General features: G+C 54.8%; 17 protein-coding genes. 3 read left to right on the plus strand and 14 right to left on the minus strand.

Going from position 1 to position 18,605, the window contains the following annotated elements; genetic code table 11:
- The 3 genes from RCA23_RS09675 to RCA23_RS09685 all read right to left on the minus strand — a co-directional run bounded on the left by RCA23_RS09675 (position 1) and on the right by RCA23_RS09685 (position 3,579).
- Positions 1 to 1,251 carry an ABC transporter permease gene (locus RCA23_RS09675; RefSeq protein WP_044050141.1) on the minus strand — a complete coding sequence of 417 codons (1,251 nt, stop codon included), beginning with the start codon at positions 1,249 to 1,251 and terminating at the stop codon, positions 1 to 3.
- A 62-nt stretch (positions 1,252 to 1,313) separates the two neighbouring features.
- Complete coding sequence (locus RCA23_RS09680; RefSeq protein WP_044051461.1) at positions 1,314 to 2,405, minus strand: extracellular solute-binding protein; 1,092 nt, start codon at positions 2,403 to 2,405, stop codon at positions 1,314 to 1,316.
- 76 nt (positions 2,406 to 2,481) lie between these two features.
- Positions 2,482 to 3,579, minus strand: coding sequence for an ABC transporter ATP-binding protein (locus RCA23_RS09685; RefSeq protein WP_044050142.1), 1,098 nt, complete (start codon positions 3,577 to 3,579; stop codon positions 2,482 to 2,484).
- A gap of 218 nt (positions 3,580 to 3,797) precedes the next feature.
- Between RCA23_RS09685 and RCA23_RS16545 the strand changes: the two genes are divergently transcribed.
- From RCA23_RS16545 to RCA23_RS09695, 3 genes are all read left to right on the plus strand, one after another.
- A complete protein-coding gene (locus tag RCA23_RS16545) occupies positions 3,798 to 3,953 on the plus strand; it encodes a hypothetical protein (RefSeq protein ID WP_169701387.1) in 156 nt (51 codons plus the stop codon).
- Positions 3,946 to 4,434: a flavin reductase family protein gene (locus RCA23_RS09690; protein ID WP_044050143.1), complete on the plus strand. Its 489-nt coding sequence runs from the start codon at positions 3,946 to 3,948 to the stop codon at positions 4,432 to 4,434. Before RCA23_RS16545 ends, RCA23_RS09690 begins: the two co-directional genes overlap by 8 nt.
- A gap of 124 nt (positions 4,435 to 4,558) precedes the next feature.
- Positions 4,559 to 5,269, plus strand: a complete 711-nt coding sequence (locus tag RCA23_RS09695; RefSeq protein WP_052377123.1) for a DUF268 domain-containing protein — start codon at positions 4,559 to 4,561, stop codon at positions 5,267 to 5,269.
- Between the two features lie 158 nt (positions 5,270 to 5,427).
- Here RCA23_RS09695 and RCA23_RS09700 read toward each other — a convergent pair whose 3' ends face one another.
- From RCA23_RS09700 to boxC, 11 genes are all read right to left on the minus strand, one after another.
- Positions 5,428 to 6,168, minus strand: a complete 741-nt coding sequence (locus RCA23_RS09700) for a YebC/PmpR family DNA-binding transcriptional regulator (protein ID WP_044050144.1) — start codon at positions 6,166 to 6,168, stop codon at positions 5,428 to 5,430.
- Positions 6,169 to 6,378: 210 nt separating this feature from the next.
- A complete protein-coding gene (locus RCA23_RS09705; protein WP_044050145.1) occupies positions 6,379 to 8,169 on the minus strand; it encodes an SLC13 family permease in 1,791 nt (596 codons plus the stop codon).
- On the minus strand, positions 8,147 to 9,055 hold the full coding sequence (locus RCA23_RS09710; RefSeq protein ID WP_044050146.1) for a DMT family transporter: 909 nt from the start codon (positions 9,053 to 9,055) through the stop codon (positions 8,147 to 8,149). The genes RCA23_RS09705 and RCA23_RS09710 overlap by 23 nt, the downstream gene beginning before the upstream one ends.
- A complete protein-coding gene (locus RCA23_RS09715; protein ID WP_044050147.1) occupies positions 9,052 to 9,876 on the minus strand; it encodes a TIGR00282 family metallophosphoesterase in 825 nt (274 codons plus the stop codon). The genes RCA23_RS09710 and RCA23_RS09715 overlap by 4 nt, the downstream gene beginning before the upstream one ends.
- Before the next feature lie 50 nt (positions 9,877 to 9,926).
- Positions 9,927 to 10,394, minus strand: coding sequence for an OsmC family protein (locus RCA23_RS09720; RefSeq protein WP_236631342.1), 468 nt, complete (start codon positions 10,392 to 10,394; stop codon positions 9,927 to 9,929).
- A 219-nt stretch (positions 10,395 to 10,613) separates the two neighbouring features.
- Positions 10,614 to 12,680, minus strand: a complete 2,067-nt coding sequence (locus RCA23_RS09725; RefSeq protein WP_044050149.1) for a 3-hydroxyacyl-CoA dehydrogenase NAD-binding domain-containing protein — start codon at positions 12,678 to 12,680, stop codon at positions 10,614 to 10,616.
- Between the two features lie 39 nt (positions 12,681 to 12,719).
- Positions 12,720 to 13,640 (minus strand): helix-turn-helix transcriptional regulator, encoded by a 921-nt coding sequence (locus RCA23_RS09730; RefSeq protein WP_052377124.1) that lies wholly within the window; start codon positions 13,638 to 13,640, stop codon positions 12,720 to 12,722.
- The gene (locus RCA23_RS09735; RefSeq protein WP_236631343.1) at positions 13,637 to 14,095 is read right to left on the minus strand and encodes an acyl-CoA thioesterase; all 459 of its coding nucleotides are present in this window, start codon (positions 14,093 to 14,095) and stop codon (positions 13,637 to 13,639) included. The genes RCA23_RS09730 and RCA23_RS09735 overlap by 4 nt, the downstream gene beginning before the upstream one ends.
- Positions 14,079 to 15,269 (minus strand): benzoyl-CoA 2,3-epoxidase subunit BoxA, encoded by a 1,191-nt coding sequence (boxA, locus tag RCA23_RS09740; RefSeq protein ID WP_044050151.1) that lies wholly within the window; start codon positions 15,267 to 15,269, stop codon positions 14,079 to 14,081. Before boxA ends, RCA23_RS09735 begins: the two co-directional genes overlap by 17 nt.
- Before the next feature lie 33 nt (positions 15,270 to 15,302).
- Positions 15,303 to 16,754: a benzoyl-CoA 2,3-epoxidase subunit BoxB gene (gene boxB / locus RCA23_RS09745; protein ID WP_044051464.1), complete on the minus strand. Its 1,452-nt coding sequence runs from the start codon at positions 16,752 to 16,754 to the stop codon at positions 15,303 to 15,305.
- A gap of 64 nt (positions 16,755 to 16,818) precedes the next feature.
- Complete coding sequence (gene boxC / locus RCA23_RS09750) at positions 16,819 to 18,474, minus strand: 2,3-epoxybenzoyl-CoA dihydrolase (RefSeq protein WP_044050152.1); 1,656 nt, start codon at positions 18,472 to 18,474, stop codon at positions 16,819 to 16,821.
- Positions 18,475 to 18,605 lie beyond the last annotated feature (131 nt).

Below are 18,605 nucleotides of genomic sequence, written 5' to 3' on the forward strand. Positions count from 1 at the left end.
TTATCCCAGTTTCATATTGTCGATGCCCACCACGCGGTCATAGACCCAGAAGAGGAACATCACGAACACCAGCATCACCAGCCCCAGGGCCGCCGCAAGGTTCCAGTTCAGTGATTTTCGCATGTGGAAATCGATGATGTTTGACACCATCTGCCCATCTTGCCCGCCAACCAGCGCCGGGGTGATGTAATAGCCAATGGCCAAAATGAAGACCAACAAAGCCCCTGCCCCAATGCCCGGCACGGATTGCGGGAAATAGACGCGCCAAAAGGCCGTCCAATCCGTTGCGCCCATCGACTTGGCCGCCCGCACATAGCTGGGTGGAATGGTTTTCATGACAGAAAACAACGGCAAGATCATGAAGGGCAGCAAAATATGGGTCATGGCAATCAATGTGCCGGTTTTGTTGTAGATCAAACTGAAGCGATCCTCATCCGTCGCCAGACCAAAGACCACAAAGAGGTCATTCATCACCCCTTGAGCTTGAAGCATGGCGATCCAAGCGGTGGTGCGCACCAGCAGCGACGTCCAAAATGGCAAAAGCACTAAGATCAACAGCAAGTTCGAGGTGCGCAGCGGCAGGGAGGCCATCAGAAAGGCAATGGGATAGCCGAGGATCAAGCAAAATATCGTGACCAAAAAGGAAATTTCCATTGTCCGCGCAAAGAGCTGCACGTGAATGCGGCGTTCTTCACTTTGCTGTATGATGGACCCGTCGGCCAGCATTTTGCGGTCCAAAGCCGCCGCGATATAGGCGGGCGTAAAGATCCGGCTGGCGGTTTTCATCGCATGCCAGGTTTCAATATCGGCCCAATCTTTGTCTTTCTTGATCAAAGCCTCCATATAGGGCGGCTTCATTTTCTTGGCGTTGCGGGCGGTCTTGGTAAAAAGGCTCCGGGTGCCGCTCAGCTCGCGGTTGACCCGCGTGGCCACTTTCCCGATGGTTTTTTCTTTTTTTGCCACCACCAAATCGGCCACCAAGGCGGCGGCCATCTGTTCGGTCGGCGCCGTGCTGCCATCCCAATCGGCCATGGCCTCGGAGGTCGCAGGCATCAGCGTCGCGAACCGCGCATCATAGACTGATTGGCGCAAGAAATCCAAAATAGGGTAGACAAAAACCACAATGATAAACGCCAAAAGCGGAAGAGCCAGACCAAAGGCCCGCGCTCGGCTTCGAAACATCGATTGCGCCAATTTCCGCTTTAGGGGGGTACCATCTACCGCAAGAAGCGGTTCAGAGGAGTCCGTCATAGGTTCAAGATCCCAAAATAAAAAGAGAATGGGGCGCCCAAGAGCGCCCCACCAAAATCAAATTAGTTGATCAACCAAGCGTTGAAACGCTCGTTGAGCTCATCTGCATTGTCAGCCCAGAATTCAAAGTCATTCGGAATAGCTGTTGCAAAGTTCGCAGGCGCCGTTGGCATTTGCGGACCCATATCCAGATCTGGATTGCTATGGTATGTGCTCACCAGCGGTGCCGATGATTTACGTGCAGGACCATAGGAGATGTAGGACGCTTGTGCTGCCAATTGCGCAGTCTCAGTGGAGAACTTCAAGAAGTCCATCGCAAGATCTGCATTTGGAGCACCTTTCACAATCGCCCACATGTCGAAGTCAAACACCTGCGCGTCCCAGACAATCTCAAACGGCTTGTTTTCGGAGGCAACAGCATTGAAAATACGGCCGTTATAGGCTGTGGTCATCGCAACTTCGCCATCTGCCAGCAATTGTGGTGGCTGTGCGCCCGCTTCCCACCAAACAACATCATTCTTGATGGTGTCGAGTTTTGCAAATGCACGGTCTACGCCTGCATCTGTGCCCAAAACTTCATAGACGTCTTCAGGAGCCACACCATCCGCAGCCAATGCCATTTCAAGCGTTGCTTTTGGAGATTTGCGCAGGCCACGTTTGCCTGGGAATTTAGATGTGTCGAAGAAATCTGCGATTGTTTTCGGGCCGTTTGGCATGGCAGATTTGTCATAGGCGAAAATAGTGGACCAAACGATGTTTGCCACAGCACAATCGGTGAAAGAGCCATCGACAAAGTCTTCCTCAGCAGGCGTTCCGTCCGCGCCCGCTGGCAAAGAGGCCGGGTCAATTTCCATGAACAGGCCTTCATCACAGCCACGCACCGCATCGGACTTTTCAACATCGATGATGTCCCAGGTCACATTGCCCGCTTCAACCTGTGCTTTCACCTCTGCAATACCGCCAGAATAGTCTTCTGATACAACGGTGTTACCGGTCGCCGCAGTCCAAGGCTTATGATAGGCTTCGATTTGTGATTTGGTGTAAGCGCCACCCCAAGATACCGCTGTGATACTGCCTGTGTGGCTACCGGCAAACGCGCTGGTGGCGCCAAGCGCCAGAGCGGTTCCGGTCAAAAGTAGAGTTGTCTTTTTCATAATCATAGTCTCCCAGTTAAAACTTAGTTATTGGCCCCGATCTACGCCGGGGGTCGTTGTCCGACTTGGAGGCTGCTTAAGCGTCCAAAGCGCGGCAATCTTCGGGCATCCAGCCAATCTCAATTTGCGTGCCTGGTTTCAGACGCACTTGATCTGGCGCGTTGCGCGTTTTGATAATGAACTCATCATTGCCCGCCACGCGCAACCGCGTGCGGAAAATATCGCCCATATAGATGAACTCAAGAACCTCTGCTTGAAGCGTGTGCACACCTTTTTGCAAACGATCCTTGTTATATTCGACTCGCTCCGGGCGAATGGACACACGCGTGCGCTCACCCGGCTTGGTTACATTAACCGGTTTACAATCGATCAAATCGCCACTGTCGAGCTCAACCAAAGCCACACCGTTTTTGATCTCTTTGACCACACCTTCAAGGGTGTTATTCTCGCCGATAAACTGCGCCACAAAGCTATTTTCGGGGCTTTCATAAAGCTCGTCGGGCGGGGCGATTTGCTGGATGACCCCATCGTTGAACACTGCAACCCGATCCGACATTGTCAGGGCTTCAGTTTGGTCGTGGGTCACATAGACCACTGTGATCCCAAGTTTATGGGCCAAATCTGTGATCTCAAACTGCATCTTTTCCCGCAGTTGTTTGTCGAGGGCTCCCAAAGGCTCATCCATCAACACCAGTTCCGGCTCAAAGACCAAAGCCCGCGCCAATGCGATGCGCTGCTGCTGCCCACCTGACAGCTGGGCCGGACGGCGCGTTATAAAATCTCCCATCTCAACCATATCCAGCGCGCGCTTCGCCTTAGCCTCACGCTCAGATTTTCCGAACTTGCGCACCTCCAAGGGGAACGACAGGTTCTCCCCGACAGTCATATGCGGGAACAAGGCATAGTTTTGGAACACCATACCAATGCCACGTTTGTGAGGTGGGATATTGTTGATGGGCTTTCCATCAAGCAAAATTTCTCCGTGCGTGGCGGTCTCAAATCCGGCCAACATCATCAGGCAGGTGGTTTTGCCGGAACCCGATGGGCCCAACATGGTTAAGAACTCACCCCGTGGAATAGCTAAATTCAGGTCTTTGACCACTAAAACTTCGCCGTCGTAACTCTTTTGCACGCGTTGAAATTCAACAAATGCTTTCGTCTGTGCCTCAGCCAAACCTTGATCCCCGTGTTTTCCAATCTCGGTGGATTGGTATTATTGTGTCGGTGATTAACAAACAAACATTAGCGTGACGCAACCGGAAACTTGAAAATATCGGCAATTTGACCCAATTTTTTTCGCGGCACCCGCTTCGGGCTGCATTACCTTGCAAAAAAACCTCGGAATGATCCGTTTTTTTTGAAGAAACTTGTCAAGGCAACTTTACGGGTCAGGTGCAAACAGAATCAGCCACCGCAAAAGTCGCCCCTGTCACTGGCACCATTCAGATTACGAAAGAAAAGACAGATCACGCCATTGAATTGTGCCGCAAAGAAGATATGTCTGGTTCGAGAAATTTTCGTGACAGGGACAGGAAAAACCATGGTTGACCGCAGCTTATTCATTGAGGCGATGCGCCATGTGGCGCAATCTGTCACGGTCGTCACCACTCAGGGCGCTGACGGATGCACGGGCGCAACCGTCAGCGCTTTTTCCTCTCTCTCGGCCGACCCGCCCTCCGTTTTGGTCTGTTTGAGATCCGACAGCCGGATCGGTCTGGCGGTGGGGCGCAATCGGGTATTTTGCGTTAATGTTCTGCCTGAAGGGGCAAGCGCGCTGGCTGGCCGCTTTGCGGGTCGATTTGACGCCGAAGAGCCCGATCGTTTTGGCGCCATCGACTGCCGCCACTCCCGCAGCGGGCCCGTGCTCAGCGGCGCCACAGCCTTCGAATGTACCGTGGATCAAATCATCACCCATGGCAGCCATGACATCTGTATTGGAAATGTGACAGCCATCACCAATGCCGCCACCCCCCCCTTGGCCTATATGGACGGCAGCTTTCACATTGTGCGCCCCGAAGGGGCCTCTTAGCCCCCAGCGCGGGACGCGCGCATGTTCCGCCGCATTGACGGAGGCCGCTCAACAGCCTACAACTCGACTAAGGCGGATATTTGGCCTTAAGATGATTATTGCCGATCCAGATTAGACAGTTACTATGAAGCCAAAACACTTTCGATATCTGTGGAAATTCTACAAAGATAAGAAACAGTGGTTGGATCAAGGCGGAAAAATAACGCGCGTGTTTCGAGTCCTGTCAGATTACTCCGACAGTGCCGGAACCGTTAAAGGCCATTATTTCCATCAAGATTTACTGATTGCAAGACTGATCCACGACCACAATCCCAAACGCCATATAGATATTGCCTCTCGCATTGATGGATTTGTCGCGCATGTGGCTTCATTTCGCGAGATCGAAGTGGTTGACGTGCGCCCCTTGCCGAAATCTGAACATGAAAACATCAAATTCCGCCAGGCCGATTTGATGAACCCACAGGATTTGGGTCAAACAGATTCTCTATCTTGTCTGCATGCAATTGAGCATTTTGGCCTGGGGCGCTACACGGATTCAATCGACGTAAATGGTCATATCAAGGGCATAAAGAACCTTGTGGGGATGGTGTCTGACGGCTGCCGATTGTACCTTAGCTTCCCAATTGGACAGGCAGACGAGGTCCATTTTAACGCCCATAGGGTGTTTCATGTCAGCTCCATCTTCGATCACCCATCTATTCAGAAGCACATGACGTTACAACGATTTGATTATGTCGATGATAGAGGTGATTTGCACCTGGACACCTCGGTGACAGAGGTCGATAGAAACATAAAATACGGCTGCGGAATTTATACATTTGAAAAGTCAAATTGAAGCATATTCTACCAAGTTGACGCCAGATTTTCGGATATGAGTAATTATATTAAATAACTTACACCGTTGTATTGCATCTAACCTCACAAGCCATGCGCCAGGTGTTCCAAGTAAAAAGGGGCCGCAAGGCCCCCGTTTAGTGCCTTATGTCGAACCGGTTACAAAGCGGCCATGACCTCGTCGCTGACCTCAAAATTGGCTGTGACACGCTGGACGTCATCGTCGTCTTCCAAGGTATCAATCAGCTTCATCAGCTTTTCCATACCCTCCAGATCCAACTCGGTGGTCGTTTGCGGCTTCCAGATCAGCTTGGCGCTCTCAGATTCGCCCAATTGCGCCTCCAAAGCGTTAGAGACCTCATTGAGGTCTGTATCAGCACAGAAAATCGCATGGCCGTCTTCGGTGGACTCCACATCTTCCGCCCCAGCTTCCAGCGCGGCCATCATCACTGTGTCCTCGTCGCCCACCTCCAACGGATAAAGCACCTGACCTTTGCGATCGAACATAAAAGACACCGAGCCTGTTTCGCCCAAATTTCCACCGCATTTGGTAAATGTGCTGCGGACGGTTGAGGCTGTGCGATTGCGGTTATCGGTCATTGCTTCCACGATCACCGCGACCCCGCCAGGCCCATAGCCCTCGTAGCGGATTTCATCATAGCTCTCGGCATCGCCGCCCTGGGATTTTTTAATCGCCCGATCAATCACATCTTTCGGAACAGATTGCGATTTCGCCTCTTTCACCGCCAAACGCAGCCGCGGGTTTTTATCGGGATCCGGATCGCCCATTTTGGCTGCAACGGTGATCTCCTTGGCCAATTTAGAAAATAATTTTGACCGCGCCGCATCCTGCCGCCCTTTGCGGTGCTGGATATTTGCCCATTTGGAATGGCCTGCCATGACAGCCCCCTAAGTTTAAAGATTTCGACCGTTTTTAGGCGGGGCGGCGGGGCAATTCAACCCATCTTTAGGTGCAATTCATACCAATCTCGTGAAAGCGCCCAGCGCGGCGGGATATTGGTGTTTTGCCGATATCTGAAAATGCGATCACCGCGCCCCACCAAAATTTCCCGCGTCTCTCGTCCCACGCCTTGGCTTTTCTGACCGCCGTCATCCTGCTGGATAGAGCGGCCAAAACCATGGGATGCACAGGGAGGCCAGCACGCCAATTGACAGGTTAAGCGGAATACCCACCTTCAAAAAATCCGTGAACTTATAGCCACCCGGCCCATAGACCAGCATATTGGTTTGATAGCCAATCGGCGTGGCAAAACTGGCGCTCGCCGCCACCATTACCGCGACCACTAATGGACGAGGATCCATGCCAAGCTGGGCTGCAATGCTGATTGCCAAAGGCGTGATCACCACAGCCACCGCATTGTTCGAAACCATTTCCGTCAGCACCGAGGTTAAAAGGTAGATTGCCCAGACGATCAAAAACCCCGGTAAAATCGCCAAGTAAGGCGCCAAACCACCGGCAATAAGCACGACTGCGCCCGAATGCTCCAGCGCGGCGCCAATGGCCAGCATGGCAAAAATCAACACCAAAAGCCGCCCATCAACGAATCCGAATGCCTCCTCTGCGTCAATGCAGCGGGTGACCAACACCACAGCCACAGCGACAATCGCCAGCAGAAAGATCGGTGCCACTTGAAAGGCCGCCAACCCCACAAGCCCCAACAATGCCAACAGCGCGATGGGGCTATGCGACCTGCGAAAGGCCCTCTCGGACGGTGCATTCACCTCCAGCACATCCATATCCGCGGCCAATCGTGCGATATCCTCAGCCGCCCCTTCCAACAAAAGTGTGTCGCCAATTCTGACCACCACATCATCCAGCGTGCCTTTGATGTTCTGATCACGGCGGTGCAGCGCCAATGTGTACACCCCGTAGCGCCGCCGCAGGCGCAGATCTCCCAAACTCCGGCCAATCATACGGCAGCCCGGTGAGACCAAAACTTCCACAGTAGAGGTCTGAACCGCGGAAATTTGATCCACCCGCCGCAGGCTCTTGTTGCTTTGGAGCGACAAAAGCTCGGTCATTTCGGTGCGCAGCACCACGCGGTCCCCCAATTGCAACTGCACATCTTGCAAACTGCGCCGCAAAGAGCGGTCACCGCGCAGCACGTCAACCAGCCGCACGCCCGGGCGTTTGAACAATTGCACGCCCGCCACCGCCCGGCCAATCAAATTCGACTCCGGCGGGATCACCGCTTCGGTAAAAAATTTCATCTTTGGGCGATCAGATAAGAGATTGGCCAAACTGGCACGGGTCGGCAGCAATCTCGGGGCGATAAACCGCAGATAGAACATGCCCCAGAGCACCAAAATAGCGCCCAAGGGTGTGACTTCGAAGATCGAAAACCCCGCCAGCCCATTGGCCCGCGCAACCCCATCGACCAAAAGATTGGTCGAGGTGCCAATCAGGGTTAAAGTCCCGCCCAAAATCGCCGCATAGGACAGGGGGATCAAGAGCTTGCTGGCCGATGTGTCCAGGGTTTTGGCCAATTGCACAAACACAGGGATCATCACCACCACCACAGGCGTATTGCTCACCACCGCAGAGGCCAGAACCACAAATCCAAACAAAAATCCCAACCCCAAGGCCGGGCTCCTTTGGGTCAGGCGATGGGCCAGTTTGGTAAATCCGATAAGACTGCCTGTGCGCACCAATGCGCCCATGACTAAAAACATGGCCGCGATGGTCCAAGGGGCAGGATTGGACAAAACCGCAAGCGCCACATCATAGGGCAGCACCCCGCTGATCAACAAAACAGCCACCCCAAAAATCGCGACGACCTCCGTTGGGAAGCTTTCGCGCAGAAATAACAAAAACATCACGGCGACCACCCCAAGCGCAAAAAGCGCTTGGCTGTGATCATTCAAAGTGAGGTTTTCCATTTTGAGTGTCCCTTAAATTCGGGCTGACCAAATAAATGCCCATGAACATCAAAGCCAAAGCCAGCCATATAGGTCCGGCGTAGCGTTCGCCTAAAATCAACATGGCCCAGCCCAGCCCCGCGGCGGTCACAACATAGCTCACCTGCACCGAAAAAACTGGACCGAACTGGCGCACAATCATCACATATAAAGTATAAACTATGGAGTGGATCAAGGCCGAGGTGACCACAGCCACATCCGCAATGCCCCAGACATGCAGCGGGTTGATCCATTGTCCGCTGTAGACGGCCAGCGGCCCGGTGATCCCCACCCCGATGATCGAAGCGCCCAAGAGCAGCTGCAATGGCCCCGCACCCCCCGTGCCAAAACGTGCCACGAAATTGCCCTCAAACGCATACATAAGGCTCGGCACCAACCCCAGAGGAATAAAAGCCAGCATGGCTGCATTTGGCAGGGCCTCAGGCACGCCAACAATCAACAAAACCGCAAATAGCCCCAAAGACAGACCGGCCATGCGTTTGAAACTGAACCGATCGAGGCCCAGCATCAAAGCAATTGGAAATGCGATCATGGGAATGAGGGATAAAAGCAAGGACATGATCCCCGCCGGCAGAACCGTATAGGCTTTGTAGGAGGCTGCATTTGGGATAACCGTCCCGATCAAGGCAATCGCCAGATAGAATGGAAGCACCCGCCGATTGATCGGCAAAGGTCGACGGCGGATCATATTGACCAGTCCCAAAACCACAGCGCTTATGGACATCTGCCAAAAAATCAGCCCCAGCGGTTGATAGCCGCTGGACACAGCGATTTTCGCCAATGGCTGAGTTGCCCCCCAGCTGATGCCGATAAACAAAAGCCAACCATAGGGGATAAGACGCCTCATTCAGATGACGCCCCATCTGATTGGCTCAAGACCCCGCCATGGCGGATCATCTGGATGGATTTGGCCTTGCCAGTGGACTCCTCCGTTTCAACCAAAAGACCGCAGAGAGTCGCCGGTCCCAGAGCCGGCTCAAACCGCGCCTTGGGCATGCCAGTGATAAAACGGCGCAGCGGCTCGGCCTTTTGCATACCGATAACGGAGTTGTAATCACCGCACATGCCGGCATCGCTTTGAAAGCCCGTGCCGCGTTCCAAAATCTGCGCATCGGCCGTGGGCACATGGGTGTGCGAGCCCACAACCACACTGGCCTTGCCATCGCAAAAATGCCCCATCGCCATTTTTTCAGAGGTGGCCTCACAATGGATGTCCACCAAGCTCGCCGCAACCTGCCCGCCCAAAGGATGGCGCGACAATATGGCGTCCACAGCGGAAAACGGATCGTCGAAGGGCCGCTTCATAAAGACCTGCCCCAGAACTTGCGCCACCAAAACCTTTCGTCCACGCGTGGCCGTGAAAATCGCCGCCCCGCGCCCCGGTGCTGATTTGGAAAAGTTGAGCGGGCGGATGATGCGGGGTTCGGTTTCGATGAATTGCAGCATATCCTTTTGATCAAAGGCATGATCGCCAAGCGTGATGCAATCGGCGCCCGCCTTTAGAATTTCCTGAGCATGGTTGCCGGACAGCCCCATGCCACCGGTGGCATTCTCGCCGTTGACCACAACAAAATCCGCCTTCAAACGCGCCCGCAAATCGGGCAGCTCATTTGAAATTGCCTGCCGCCCGGAGCGGCCCATCACATCACCAAGATATAGAATTTTCATGGCACCCCCTTAGGCCTCAGTTGGCGCTAAAGCAAGACGGGCGCTTGGCTTTAGATTTCTGCAAAGTCGTATTGCGCGGCGATGCGAACGGGGAAGTTGACGGATCTGGCGATGAAGCAGACATCATGGATCTGGTCATGCACCGCATCGGCCGCCTGCGCGTCCATTCCGGGCGCCAATGTGATCTGCGGCCGCAGCGTTGCCGCAACAAAGCGCCCCGCCCCAGAAGGCGCGCTCTCACCATGGCCGATAGGGTGATCTTCATAGCCCATCACAACAATCCCAGCATTGAAAGACAAATGTAAAAACCACATCATATGACAAGAGCTCAGCGCGGTGATCAGCAAGTCTTCGGGATTATACAGCGGAGGATCCCCACCCAATAGCGGATCATTGGAGCAGTCTAGGACCGGTTTTCCCGGGCTGCACAGCTGCCAGCGCCGATCATAGCCCTCGTAACGTGCATTGCCATCGCCGCGATTGCCTGTCCAACGAATATGTGATGTGAAATCATGCACGGCAGGTATAGCTCCTAAACTTATGTTTTAAATCGTATTAAATGCGCAGTTGAGCGCCCTGGCAAGTATAAATTTTGCATCACAAACCCCTCTGCACAACGCAATTTCGACGCGCAAAGAGGGCAGTGCCGGCCTGGGCAGGCGCAGCCGGGTGTTGTCACCGGGCAAAGTGTTTTGGCTTGGCGGCTCGGTTATTCGGAGGTCTTTCATAACCACCGCTCACAGCTTCGGCCGGGCTTCTGCCAAGGATTGCCCGGCCTCTGCGCAGCGGCGGAGCAGCGGTGAGACCTTCCAAGCCACAGGATCCTCCCGCGCCAAAATCTCAAGCTGCGCCACGATTGCCTTCACCCCAAGACTGTCTGCATAATCCATCAGCCCGCCGCGCCAGCGCGGGAAGCCGTAGCCAAAAACCGTTACCAGATCGATGTCACTGGCCGATTGCGCAATGCCCGCGTCCAAAATATCAGCTGCCTCATTGATCATGGCCAGTAAAAGCCTTCGGCAGATCTCTGGCCCAGAATAATCCGTGCGAGACATTCCGGCAAAATGCGCCTCCTCTATGGCCAGATCCGCCACGATTGGATCCTCCACCTTGCCCCCACCCCCGGGGTAGCGATACCAACCTGCACCTGTCTTGCGGCCCAATTTCCCCAGCTCAATCATGCGATCGGCAATGGGGATATAGCGCCTGTTTGGATCGCGAGTCGGCGCCTGACGTTGCCGATTGGCATGGGCGATATCCAAGCCCGAGAGATCCTGGGCTTCATAGGGTCCCATGGCATAGCCAAAATCTACCATGGCCTCATCCACGTCCCAAGGGGTTGAACCATCCATGAACACCGTATCGGCCGCCTCACGATAGCGCGCTAAAATGCGATTGCCGATAAACCCATCACAGACCCCGGCCAAAACCGGAACCTTGCCCAGGCGTTTTGCCAAAGCATACCCCGTGGAAATCGCACGATCGCTGCTCTGTGCCCCTTGAACAATTTCCAACAATTTCATGATATGGGCCGGTGCGAAGAAATGCAGGCCGATGACACGCGTGGGATCCATAAGCCGCGCGGCCATCTCATTCACATCCAGATAAGACGTATTGGTGGCCAGCACGGCATCCGCTGGCATCACAGCTTCCAATTTGGCTAAAATTTCGTGTTTCACCGCCATATCTTCAAACACCGCCTCAATAGCCAATTGCGCAGAGGCCGCTTCGCTATATTGCGTGCTCAGCGTCATCCGGCGGCGCTGATCGGCGGCCTGAGCGGCATCTATGATACCCCGTCTTAAGCTGGCCTCGGTAAGTTTGCCGATCGTGTCTTCAGCCCGTTGCAGCCCGGCGGCATCTGCCTCCAATACCGTGACCTGCAGGCCCGCTGCCAAAAGCGCATAGGCAATCCCGGCGCCCATCGTGCCGCCACCAACCACCACCGCGTGCCGCACCTCCAACGCCACGCCTCTTAAATGCGCTGGTGCTTTCGCGGCGCGCTGCGCAAAGAAAATATGTCTCAACGCCTTGGCTTGTGGCCCGGTCTTCAGCTCCAAAAACACCTGGCGTTCCTGCGTCAAAGCCTGGTGAAATGGCAAAGACAGCCCTGCCTCGATCACCTCAAGCGCCCGCAAAGGCGCCTCTTGCCCAGCCATTTTTGCTTTTAGATTTTCACGCGCCATGTGGAACAGATCCGGGTCATGCGCGGGGGCATGAAATTCCCATGTGGGCACAATGCAGCCCAGCTCTTCGCTGTTGACCATGAAGGCAGCCTCAATGGGATCGTCCTCCACCGCATGGACCAATCCCGCCGAGCGGGCCTCTTGCGCCCCAATGGGCTTGCCCATGGTGATCATCTCAACGGCTTTTTGCAGCCCGACCAGACGCGGCAGGCGCGCGGTGCCACCGGCTCCAGGGATAACCCCCAACGTCACCTCCGGCAGGCCAATGCGCGCATCAGGCGCCATAATGCGCATGCGGCAGGCCATGGCAATTTCAGCGCCGCCCCCCAAGGCCACGCCCTCAATTGCGGCAATCCACGGCACGAAGCTTTCATCAATCGCATTCAAAACCTCCGGCAGATGCGGCACTTGCGGTGGGCTGTCAAATTCCTTTGCGTCTGCGCCCGCTGCGAAAACGCCCCCGGCACCAAAGACAATGACCCGGTCCAACCTGTCCCGCTCCGCCCAGCGCACCGCCTCAAGCAGACCTTGGCGGAGGGCTTGGCCAATGGCGTTCACCGGTGGATTGCTCAAGGTTACATAGCCAACATGATTTTCACTGCGCATGGTCACCTGCATCGGACCCCTCCTTGAGAATATGAAAAAGCGGCGCGGATGTTACACCGCCCGCGCATTTAGAATTTGACAGCTCTCAATGAGCTGGGACAATTCGATCTGGCTTTGGTTCACCGATTTGCCACTGGTGTCCAAAACATGATCGGACTGCGTGTAGAGAGCCTCGCGCGATCTCAAAATTTGGCGCAATTGGATCATCGCCTGCGGATTGTCCTGCATCGGTCGCACGTCGCCTTGCGCACGCACGCGCTCCATATGCTCCGAAGCAGAGGCTTTTAGCCACACCGTGTGGAAGCGCGACAACACATGGTAAAAACTACCCTCCTCCGACACGATTCCGCCTGCCACGGCGACAACAGCGCGGCTGTGCCCCTCAATAATGCCCGTCAAAGTATCGGCCTCAAGCTGGCGATAGCCCTCTTGCCCGTAGAGCGCGATGATCTCGCGAAGCGCCATGCCTGCATTTTTTTCAATCTCGCGGTTCAGCTCAATAAATGGCGCGTCAAACACCTTCGCCACCCGTGCGCCCAGGGTTGATTTCCCGGCCCCCCGCAGACCCACCAGACACAGGCGCTGCGCTTTTTGCCGCCCCATACGCTCGGGATCTAGCACCTGCAAGACCCGCGCGCGCACAGCGGCATCGGCGCGCGCATAAAGCTGTGCGATATGCGGTAAGTCCGAATGAAACATCGCATCCGCCATCAAGAAATGCTCCAACGGCTGCTCCAAGGCCGCAGCGAGTTTGATCAAGAGGCCAATGGAGATATTGCCATCTCCAGCCTCAACTTTGGCCAAATACCGCGGTGAAACGCCCGAGCGCTCGGACAGGCTGCGACGGCTTAACCCTTGGGATTTTCGCATCTGCCGTAGGCGCGTGCCCAAACTGCGCAAAAGCGCAGCGCTTGGCGGGTCAAGAGCCGCGCTCTTTTGAACATTCAAGTGATCGTTGCGCTCAAAACTCATCGGGCCGACTCCGCCATGGCGCTTAGGACAATCTCACGCAGATCCACCGGTGGGGGGCATTTCTTAAACGCATTCGCGGTGACAAAAACATTGACCGACCGGCTGGAAAAACACCGCTGCCCCTCTTGCTCACCATCGACGCGGAAGGTGATGGATGTCTCGCCCAAATGCTCGGGCCAAACATAGCACAATAGGGGATGACGGGGCGTGACCGGGCGGGCAAAATCCATTTCCAGCCGCACAAAAGGCGTTCCCAAATTGCGGTCAACTTCCAACTGGAACCAGCCATCACCGCCCAGCTGCGCTTCCCACCAGCCATTAATTGCGTCCAATGCAAACCATGGCAGACGGCCCGTATAGACGATGCGCGCAGGATCACAATCGCCCCATGTCACATTGATTTTATGACAAAATGCGCCAAGGGGGCGCGGGTCCATCTCAGTAGGTTTCGACATGATAGCGTCCAGCTTCACGCAGGGTGTCGCGCAGATCAGGCCAGTTGCCTCCGAAGCTTTGGGCAATCTCCTCAAAGGCCGCCTCCACGCCCGCTTCCATTTCCTTCAAGCCACAAATGTAAATATGGGTCTGGCCATCTTGTAGCATCCCGGCCACCAGATCCCGCGCCTGTCGCATACAATCTTGCACATATTCCCGCGGTCCACCCGCAACGCGGCTATAGCTGAGGTGCTTTTGCAAAAGAGACTCGGGCAATTTGTTGAGCGGGCCGAAATAGGGCAGGCTTTCGGGCGTCCGCGCGCCAAAGAACATGACCATACCCCCATCTTTCGGGCCCACGCGGCGTTGCCGGGCCATTGTGAAAGCCCGCATCGGCGCCGAACCCGTGCCTGTGCAAATCATCAACAAGCGCGCCTCTTGATCTGCAGGCATCAAGAAGGTGGCGCCAAAAGGCCCGGTGACATTCACCCGGTCACCGGGCTGCAAATCACAGATGTAGTTGGAGCACACGCCCTGTGCCTCGCGCTTCACGGTCAAAGACACATTGTGATACCCTGGCCGCTCGCCGTCCTGCGGGCTTGACACAGAATAGAGCCGGGGCAAATGCGCCTTGCCTTCGCAATCCTCGCCAGGGGCAAGAATGCCCAAAGATTGGCCCTCAAGCACAGGAAAGGGCCGGCCTTGGAAGTCTAGGATGATATGGCGGACATCGTGCTCTGGATCTTGGGTCAACGGATAATTGCCCTGCACCACCGCCTCAACGGGATGGCTAAGATTGTAAAGATTCACGGTTGGTTTTGCCGCAGAGACGGGCGCCACCGCCCGACCACCCGCGCCTTTTTGCGCCTCGGCCAGAAGCGCGGCGATCGGGTCTTGCTCTCCCTCCGCTCCGTCCGCAGGATCCACTGGGGCGGCCAGCTCTTCCTGTTCAGGCAGCTCCTCCCACTCATATTGCGCCTCAAGCGTGTAGGGCGTTTCAACCACCCGCCATTCGTCAATGGAGCCTGTGGGGCAAACGGGAATGCAATCCATGCAAAAATTACACAGATCCGCATTGACCACCACATTGTTATCATCATGTTCAATCGCCCCAAGCGGACAGGTCATCTCGCAGGTGTAACAGCGGATGCAGATCTCTGGATCGATCAGATGTTGTTTGAGCGGCGTGTTCATATCGGTTCCTTCCGTGCCGGTCGCAACCAGGTCTTAGGCCATGTGCAATTTGACATATTCAAAGTCACCGGGCTTGTTGTCGATGCCCACCTTGGGCGCTGCGATCCAAGGTGCGAATTTGCCAGGCTCAAAACAAGGCACCATCAGCGATTGAATATAGGCGCCGTCCTCCTTGGTCGGCAGCCATTTTCCCGCCTGCGCCTCCCACTCTGCTTGGGAAATCACATCCCCCGCCGGGTTGGCTTTGATCGCAGCAAAGACGCCTATTTGACGATGGAAGGCCTCATGCGGCAAAGCCAGTTCAAACTCAATTCCGGTTTTGGCGATGAGCTTGTTCCACCGACCAATTCCGCCCGAGGCATCGCGGATATAATCATCCCGCAGGCGCATATTTATAGCGGTCAGCGCCGGAACCTCTTGGGCAACAATCTGGCCATCGACGACGCTACGCACGGTGTAGCTGTCATGTTTGAGCTGGTGGTCGTCTTGAATACGCTGCTCCATATAGCGGCCTTTGATGCCGGAATTGAAGGCATTGGCCGCATTGGTCGAGACTTCTTGACCAAACAGATCCAGCGACAAGGAATAATGCAGATTGAGCTTTTTCTGGATGGTCGGCAGATCAATCACGCCCAAATCCCGCACCTTACCGATGTCATAGGGATCTGTGATCCCGGCTTTATTCATCGCCTCGCAGGTGGCCTGCACCACACGGCCCACGCCGGTCTCGCCAACGAACATGTGATGGGCTTCCTCGGTGAGCATAAAGCGGCAGGTGCGGCTGAGCGGATCAAAACCTGATTGCGCCAGGCTTTCCAGCTGCATCTTGCCATCGCGGTCGGTGAAATAGGTGAACATGAAAAACGACAGCCAATCTGGTGTCTCCTCATTGAAGGCCCCCAGCATGCGCGGCGCTTCCTCCGAACCTGACGAACGGCGCAGCAAGTCATCCGCCTCTTCCCGCCCGTCTTTGCCAAAATATTTTTGCAACAGATAGACCATCGCCCAGAGGTGACGCCCCTCCTCCACATTCACCTGAAACAGGTTGCGCATGTCATAAAGTGATGGCGCCGTGAGGCCGAGAAATCGCTGTTGTTCCACAGATCCCGGCTCTGTATCTCCTTGGATTACGATCAAGCGCTTGAGCATATTGCGATACTCACCGGGCACCTCTTGCCAGGCAGGCTGCCCGGCATGCTCCCCCATCGGGATCACGCGGTCTTCCACTTGCGGCGCCAAGAGGACACCCCAGCGGTATTCTGGCATTTTTACATAATCAAACTTGGCCCAACCCTTTGGATCCACGCTGACCGCTGTGCGCAGATACACCATGCTGTCTTGAAAATTCTGCGGGATCAGATCATTCCACCAATTGATATAGCCCGGATGCCATTTCTCCAGCGCTTTGAGAACCTTACGGTCCTCCGATAGGCCCACGTTATTGGGAATCATCGTGTCATAATTGACGTTAATTAGATCCAGCATTTCTATCTCCTGTTGATCAAACCCAGCAGTGGCACATGGCCCGTTGGTGAGCATCCATGGGCGTCTACACCCGTTCCATATCGAAATTTCCGCGCAGGCCCGTGCCATAGCGCTGCAAAGCACCCTCTTGGCCCACCGCATTTGGACGGTTGAAAATCCAATTTTGCCAAGCGGTCAGACGACCAAAGATACGCGTTTCCATCGTCTCTGGACCGGCAAACCGCAAATTGGCCTCCATCCCCGTCATCGCATCGGGGGAAAAGCTGGCGCGTTCTTCCATGAAAATACGCAGCTCATCATCCCAATCAATATCATCAAGGATCATTGTCACCAGGCCCAAGGCATCGGCCTGCTCTGCCGCGAGTGGCACGCCGATCATGTCCTGCGCCTGTTCGACACGCTCAGGCTCGCCCAGAAACCGCGTTTGCAATCGGGTCAAATCATTGCCCATGGGGACTGGACCGAAATTCGCAGCCGACAGGCAAATTTCAGCCTCGGGTCGTTCATCATCTTCGAACTCCCCCTCCATCATATAGGTCCGATCCACCGCAAAGAGTATTTCTGACAATAGCCCGGCAAAACAAGAACCGTTTTCCACAAAAGCCGCCAAAGAGCGCGAGGTCACATCGATCCGCTTGAGCGTGCGTTTCCAGTAATGACGGATTTCGGCCGCCAGCCAGTGATCGCTCGTGGCAATCACAGCCTCATGGGCCAAAAAGGCCGCGCCATCCCCTTGGGATTTAAACACCCAAAGCCCAAGATCCATTTCGTTAAACCGCAGATGCAAAATCGCATCTTCAAGCTCTCGGCAAAGCTTCAGAATATAGGCTTGATCACCCTGCGCTTGCAGCTCTGCGATATCGGCCGGAGCTGGGGCGGTCGGACCTTTGAGTGTAATTTCTGCCCGGCGGTGTGCAGGGTCCAAAGTCACATCAATATGCTCGTAAACCATGCCAGAGTCAGTCATCTGCCGCTCAAGCGGGCCAAGCAAAATTCCCGGAGAGGCAACGGCTTTGTCCGAGGCGGCTGCAAATTCTAAAGCGCGGTCCTGAACGGTTTGATCAAATTTGGAATTGGCAATGACCTCATCGACCAAGCGCCAGTCTTTGGCCCGTTTGCCCTTCACACCCTCTTCGATTGAGCAAAAGATATCAGCCAAATCGCGGCGCATTTTGCGCTTATCGGTGATGCGGGTTAGACCACCCGTGCCGGGCAGAACCGCCAGAAGTGGCACTTCGGGCAATCCCACGGCCGAGCTGCTGTCATCCGTCAGCATAATATAGTTGCACGCCAAGGCCAGCTCATAGCCCCCGCCGGCGCAGGCCCCTTTGATGGCCGCAATATATTTTTGGCCACTATCGGCCTCCGCCGCCTCATAGGTGTTGCGGGTTTCATTGGTGAACTTGCAAAAATTCACCTTGTGGCTATGGGCCGCGCCGCCCAGCATGCGGATATTTGCCCCGGCGCAAAAGACTTTCTCCTTGCCCGATTGCATGACCACAACCTTAACCTCGGGATGTTCAAACCGCATTCGCTGGACGATATCGTTCAGCTCAATATCCACCCCGAGATCATAGGAATTCAATTTCAGCTCATAGCCTTCAAACAATCCGGCGGTCTCATCTACATCCATAATCAAATTGGCCACATCCCCATGATAGGTGACACGCCAATGGCGATATTTAGCCGGATCGGTCCGAAAATCTATGACTTGGGTCATGCAGGAAGCCCTTTTGTGGTTTGGCATCAGGCTAGAGAAGAGATCGGAGGAAGTAAACGATTTCGTGCATAATAGAACATAAATTTACTTACTATTTTTCAATTAGTTGGAATTATAAAACCAAATTGCTG

The sequence above is a fragment of the Planktomarina temperata RCA23 genome, from assembly GCF_000738435.1.
Lineage (GTDB): Bacteria > Pseudomonadota > Alphaproteobacteria > Rhodobacterales > Rhodobacteraceae > Planktomarina > Planktomarina temperata.

Coding starts and splice junctions, on each gene's coding strand:
- RCA23_RS09675 (WP_044050141.1), bottom strand. CDS start 1,251: ATGACGGACTCCTCTGAACCGCTTCTTGCGGTAGATGGTACCCCCCTA.
- RCA23_RS09680 (WP_044051461.1), bottom strand. CDS start 2,405: ATGAAAAAGACAACTCTACTTTTGACCGGAACCGCTCTGGCGCTTGGC.
- RCA23_RS09690 (WP_044050143.1), top strand. CDS start 3,946: ATGGTTGACCGCAGCTTATTCATTGAGGCGATGCGCCATGTGGCGCAA.
- RCA23_RS09695 (WP_052377123.1), top strand. CDS start 4,559: ATGAAGCCAAAACACTTTCGATATCTGTGGAAATTCTACAAAGATAAG.
- RCA23_RS09700 (WP_044050144.1), bottom strand. CDS start 6,168: ATGGCAGGCCATTCCAAATGGGCAAATATCCAGCACCGCAAAGGGCGG.
- RCA23_RS09705 (WP_044050145.1), bottom strand. CDS start 8,169: ATGGAAAACCTCACTTTGAATGATCACAGCCAAGCGCTTTTTGCGCTT.
- RCA23_RS09710 (WP_044050146.1), bottom strand. CDS start 9,055: ATGAGGCGTCTTATCCCCTATGGTTGGCTTTTGTTTATCGGCATCAGC.
- RCA23_RS09715 (WP_044050147.1), bottom strand. CDS start 9,876: ATGAAAATTCTATATCTTGGTGATGTGATGGGCCGCTCCGGGCGGCAG.
- RCA23_RS09725 (WP_044050149.1), bottom strand. CDS start 12,680: ATGCAGGTGACCATGCGCAGTGAAAATCATGTTGGCTATGTAACCTTG.
- RCA23_RS09730 (WP_052377124.1), bottom strand. CDS start 13,640: ATGAGTTTTGAGCGCAACGATCACTTGAATGTTCAAAAGAGCGCGGCT.
- RCA23_RS09735 (WP_236631343.1), bottom strand. CDS start 14,095: ATGTCGAAACCTACTGAGATGGACCCGCGCCCCCTTGGCGCATTTTGT.
- boxA (WP_044050151.1), bottom strand. CDS start 15,269: ATGAACACGCCGCTCAAACAACATCTGATCGATCCAGAGATCTGCATC.
- boxB (WP_044051464.1), bottom strand. CDS start 16,754: ATGCTGGATCTAATTAACGTCAATTATGACACGATGATTCCCAATAAC.
- boxC (WP_044050152.1), bottom strand. CDS start 18,474: ATGACCCAAGTCATAGATTTTCGGACCGATCCGGCTAAATATCGCCAT.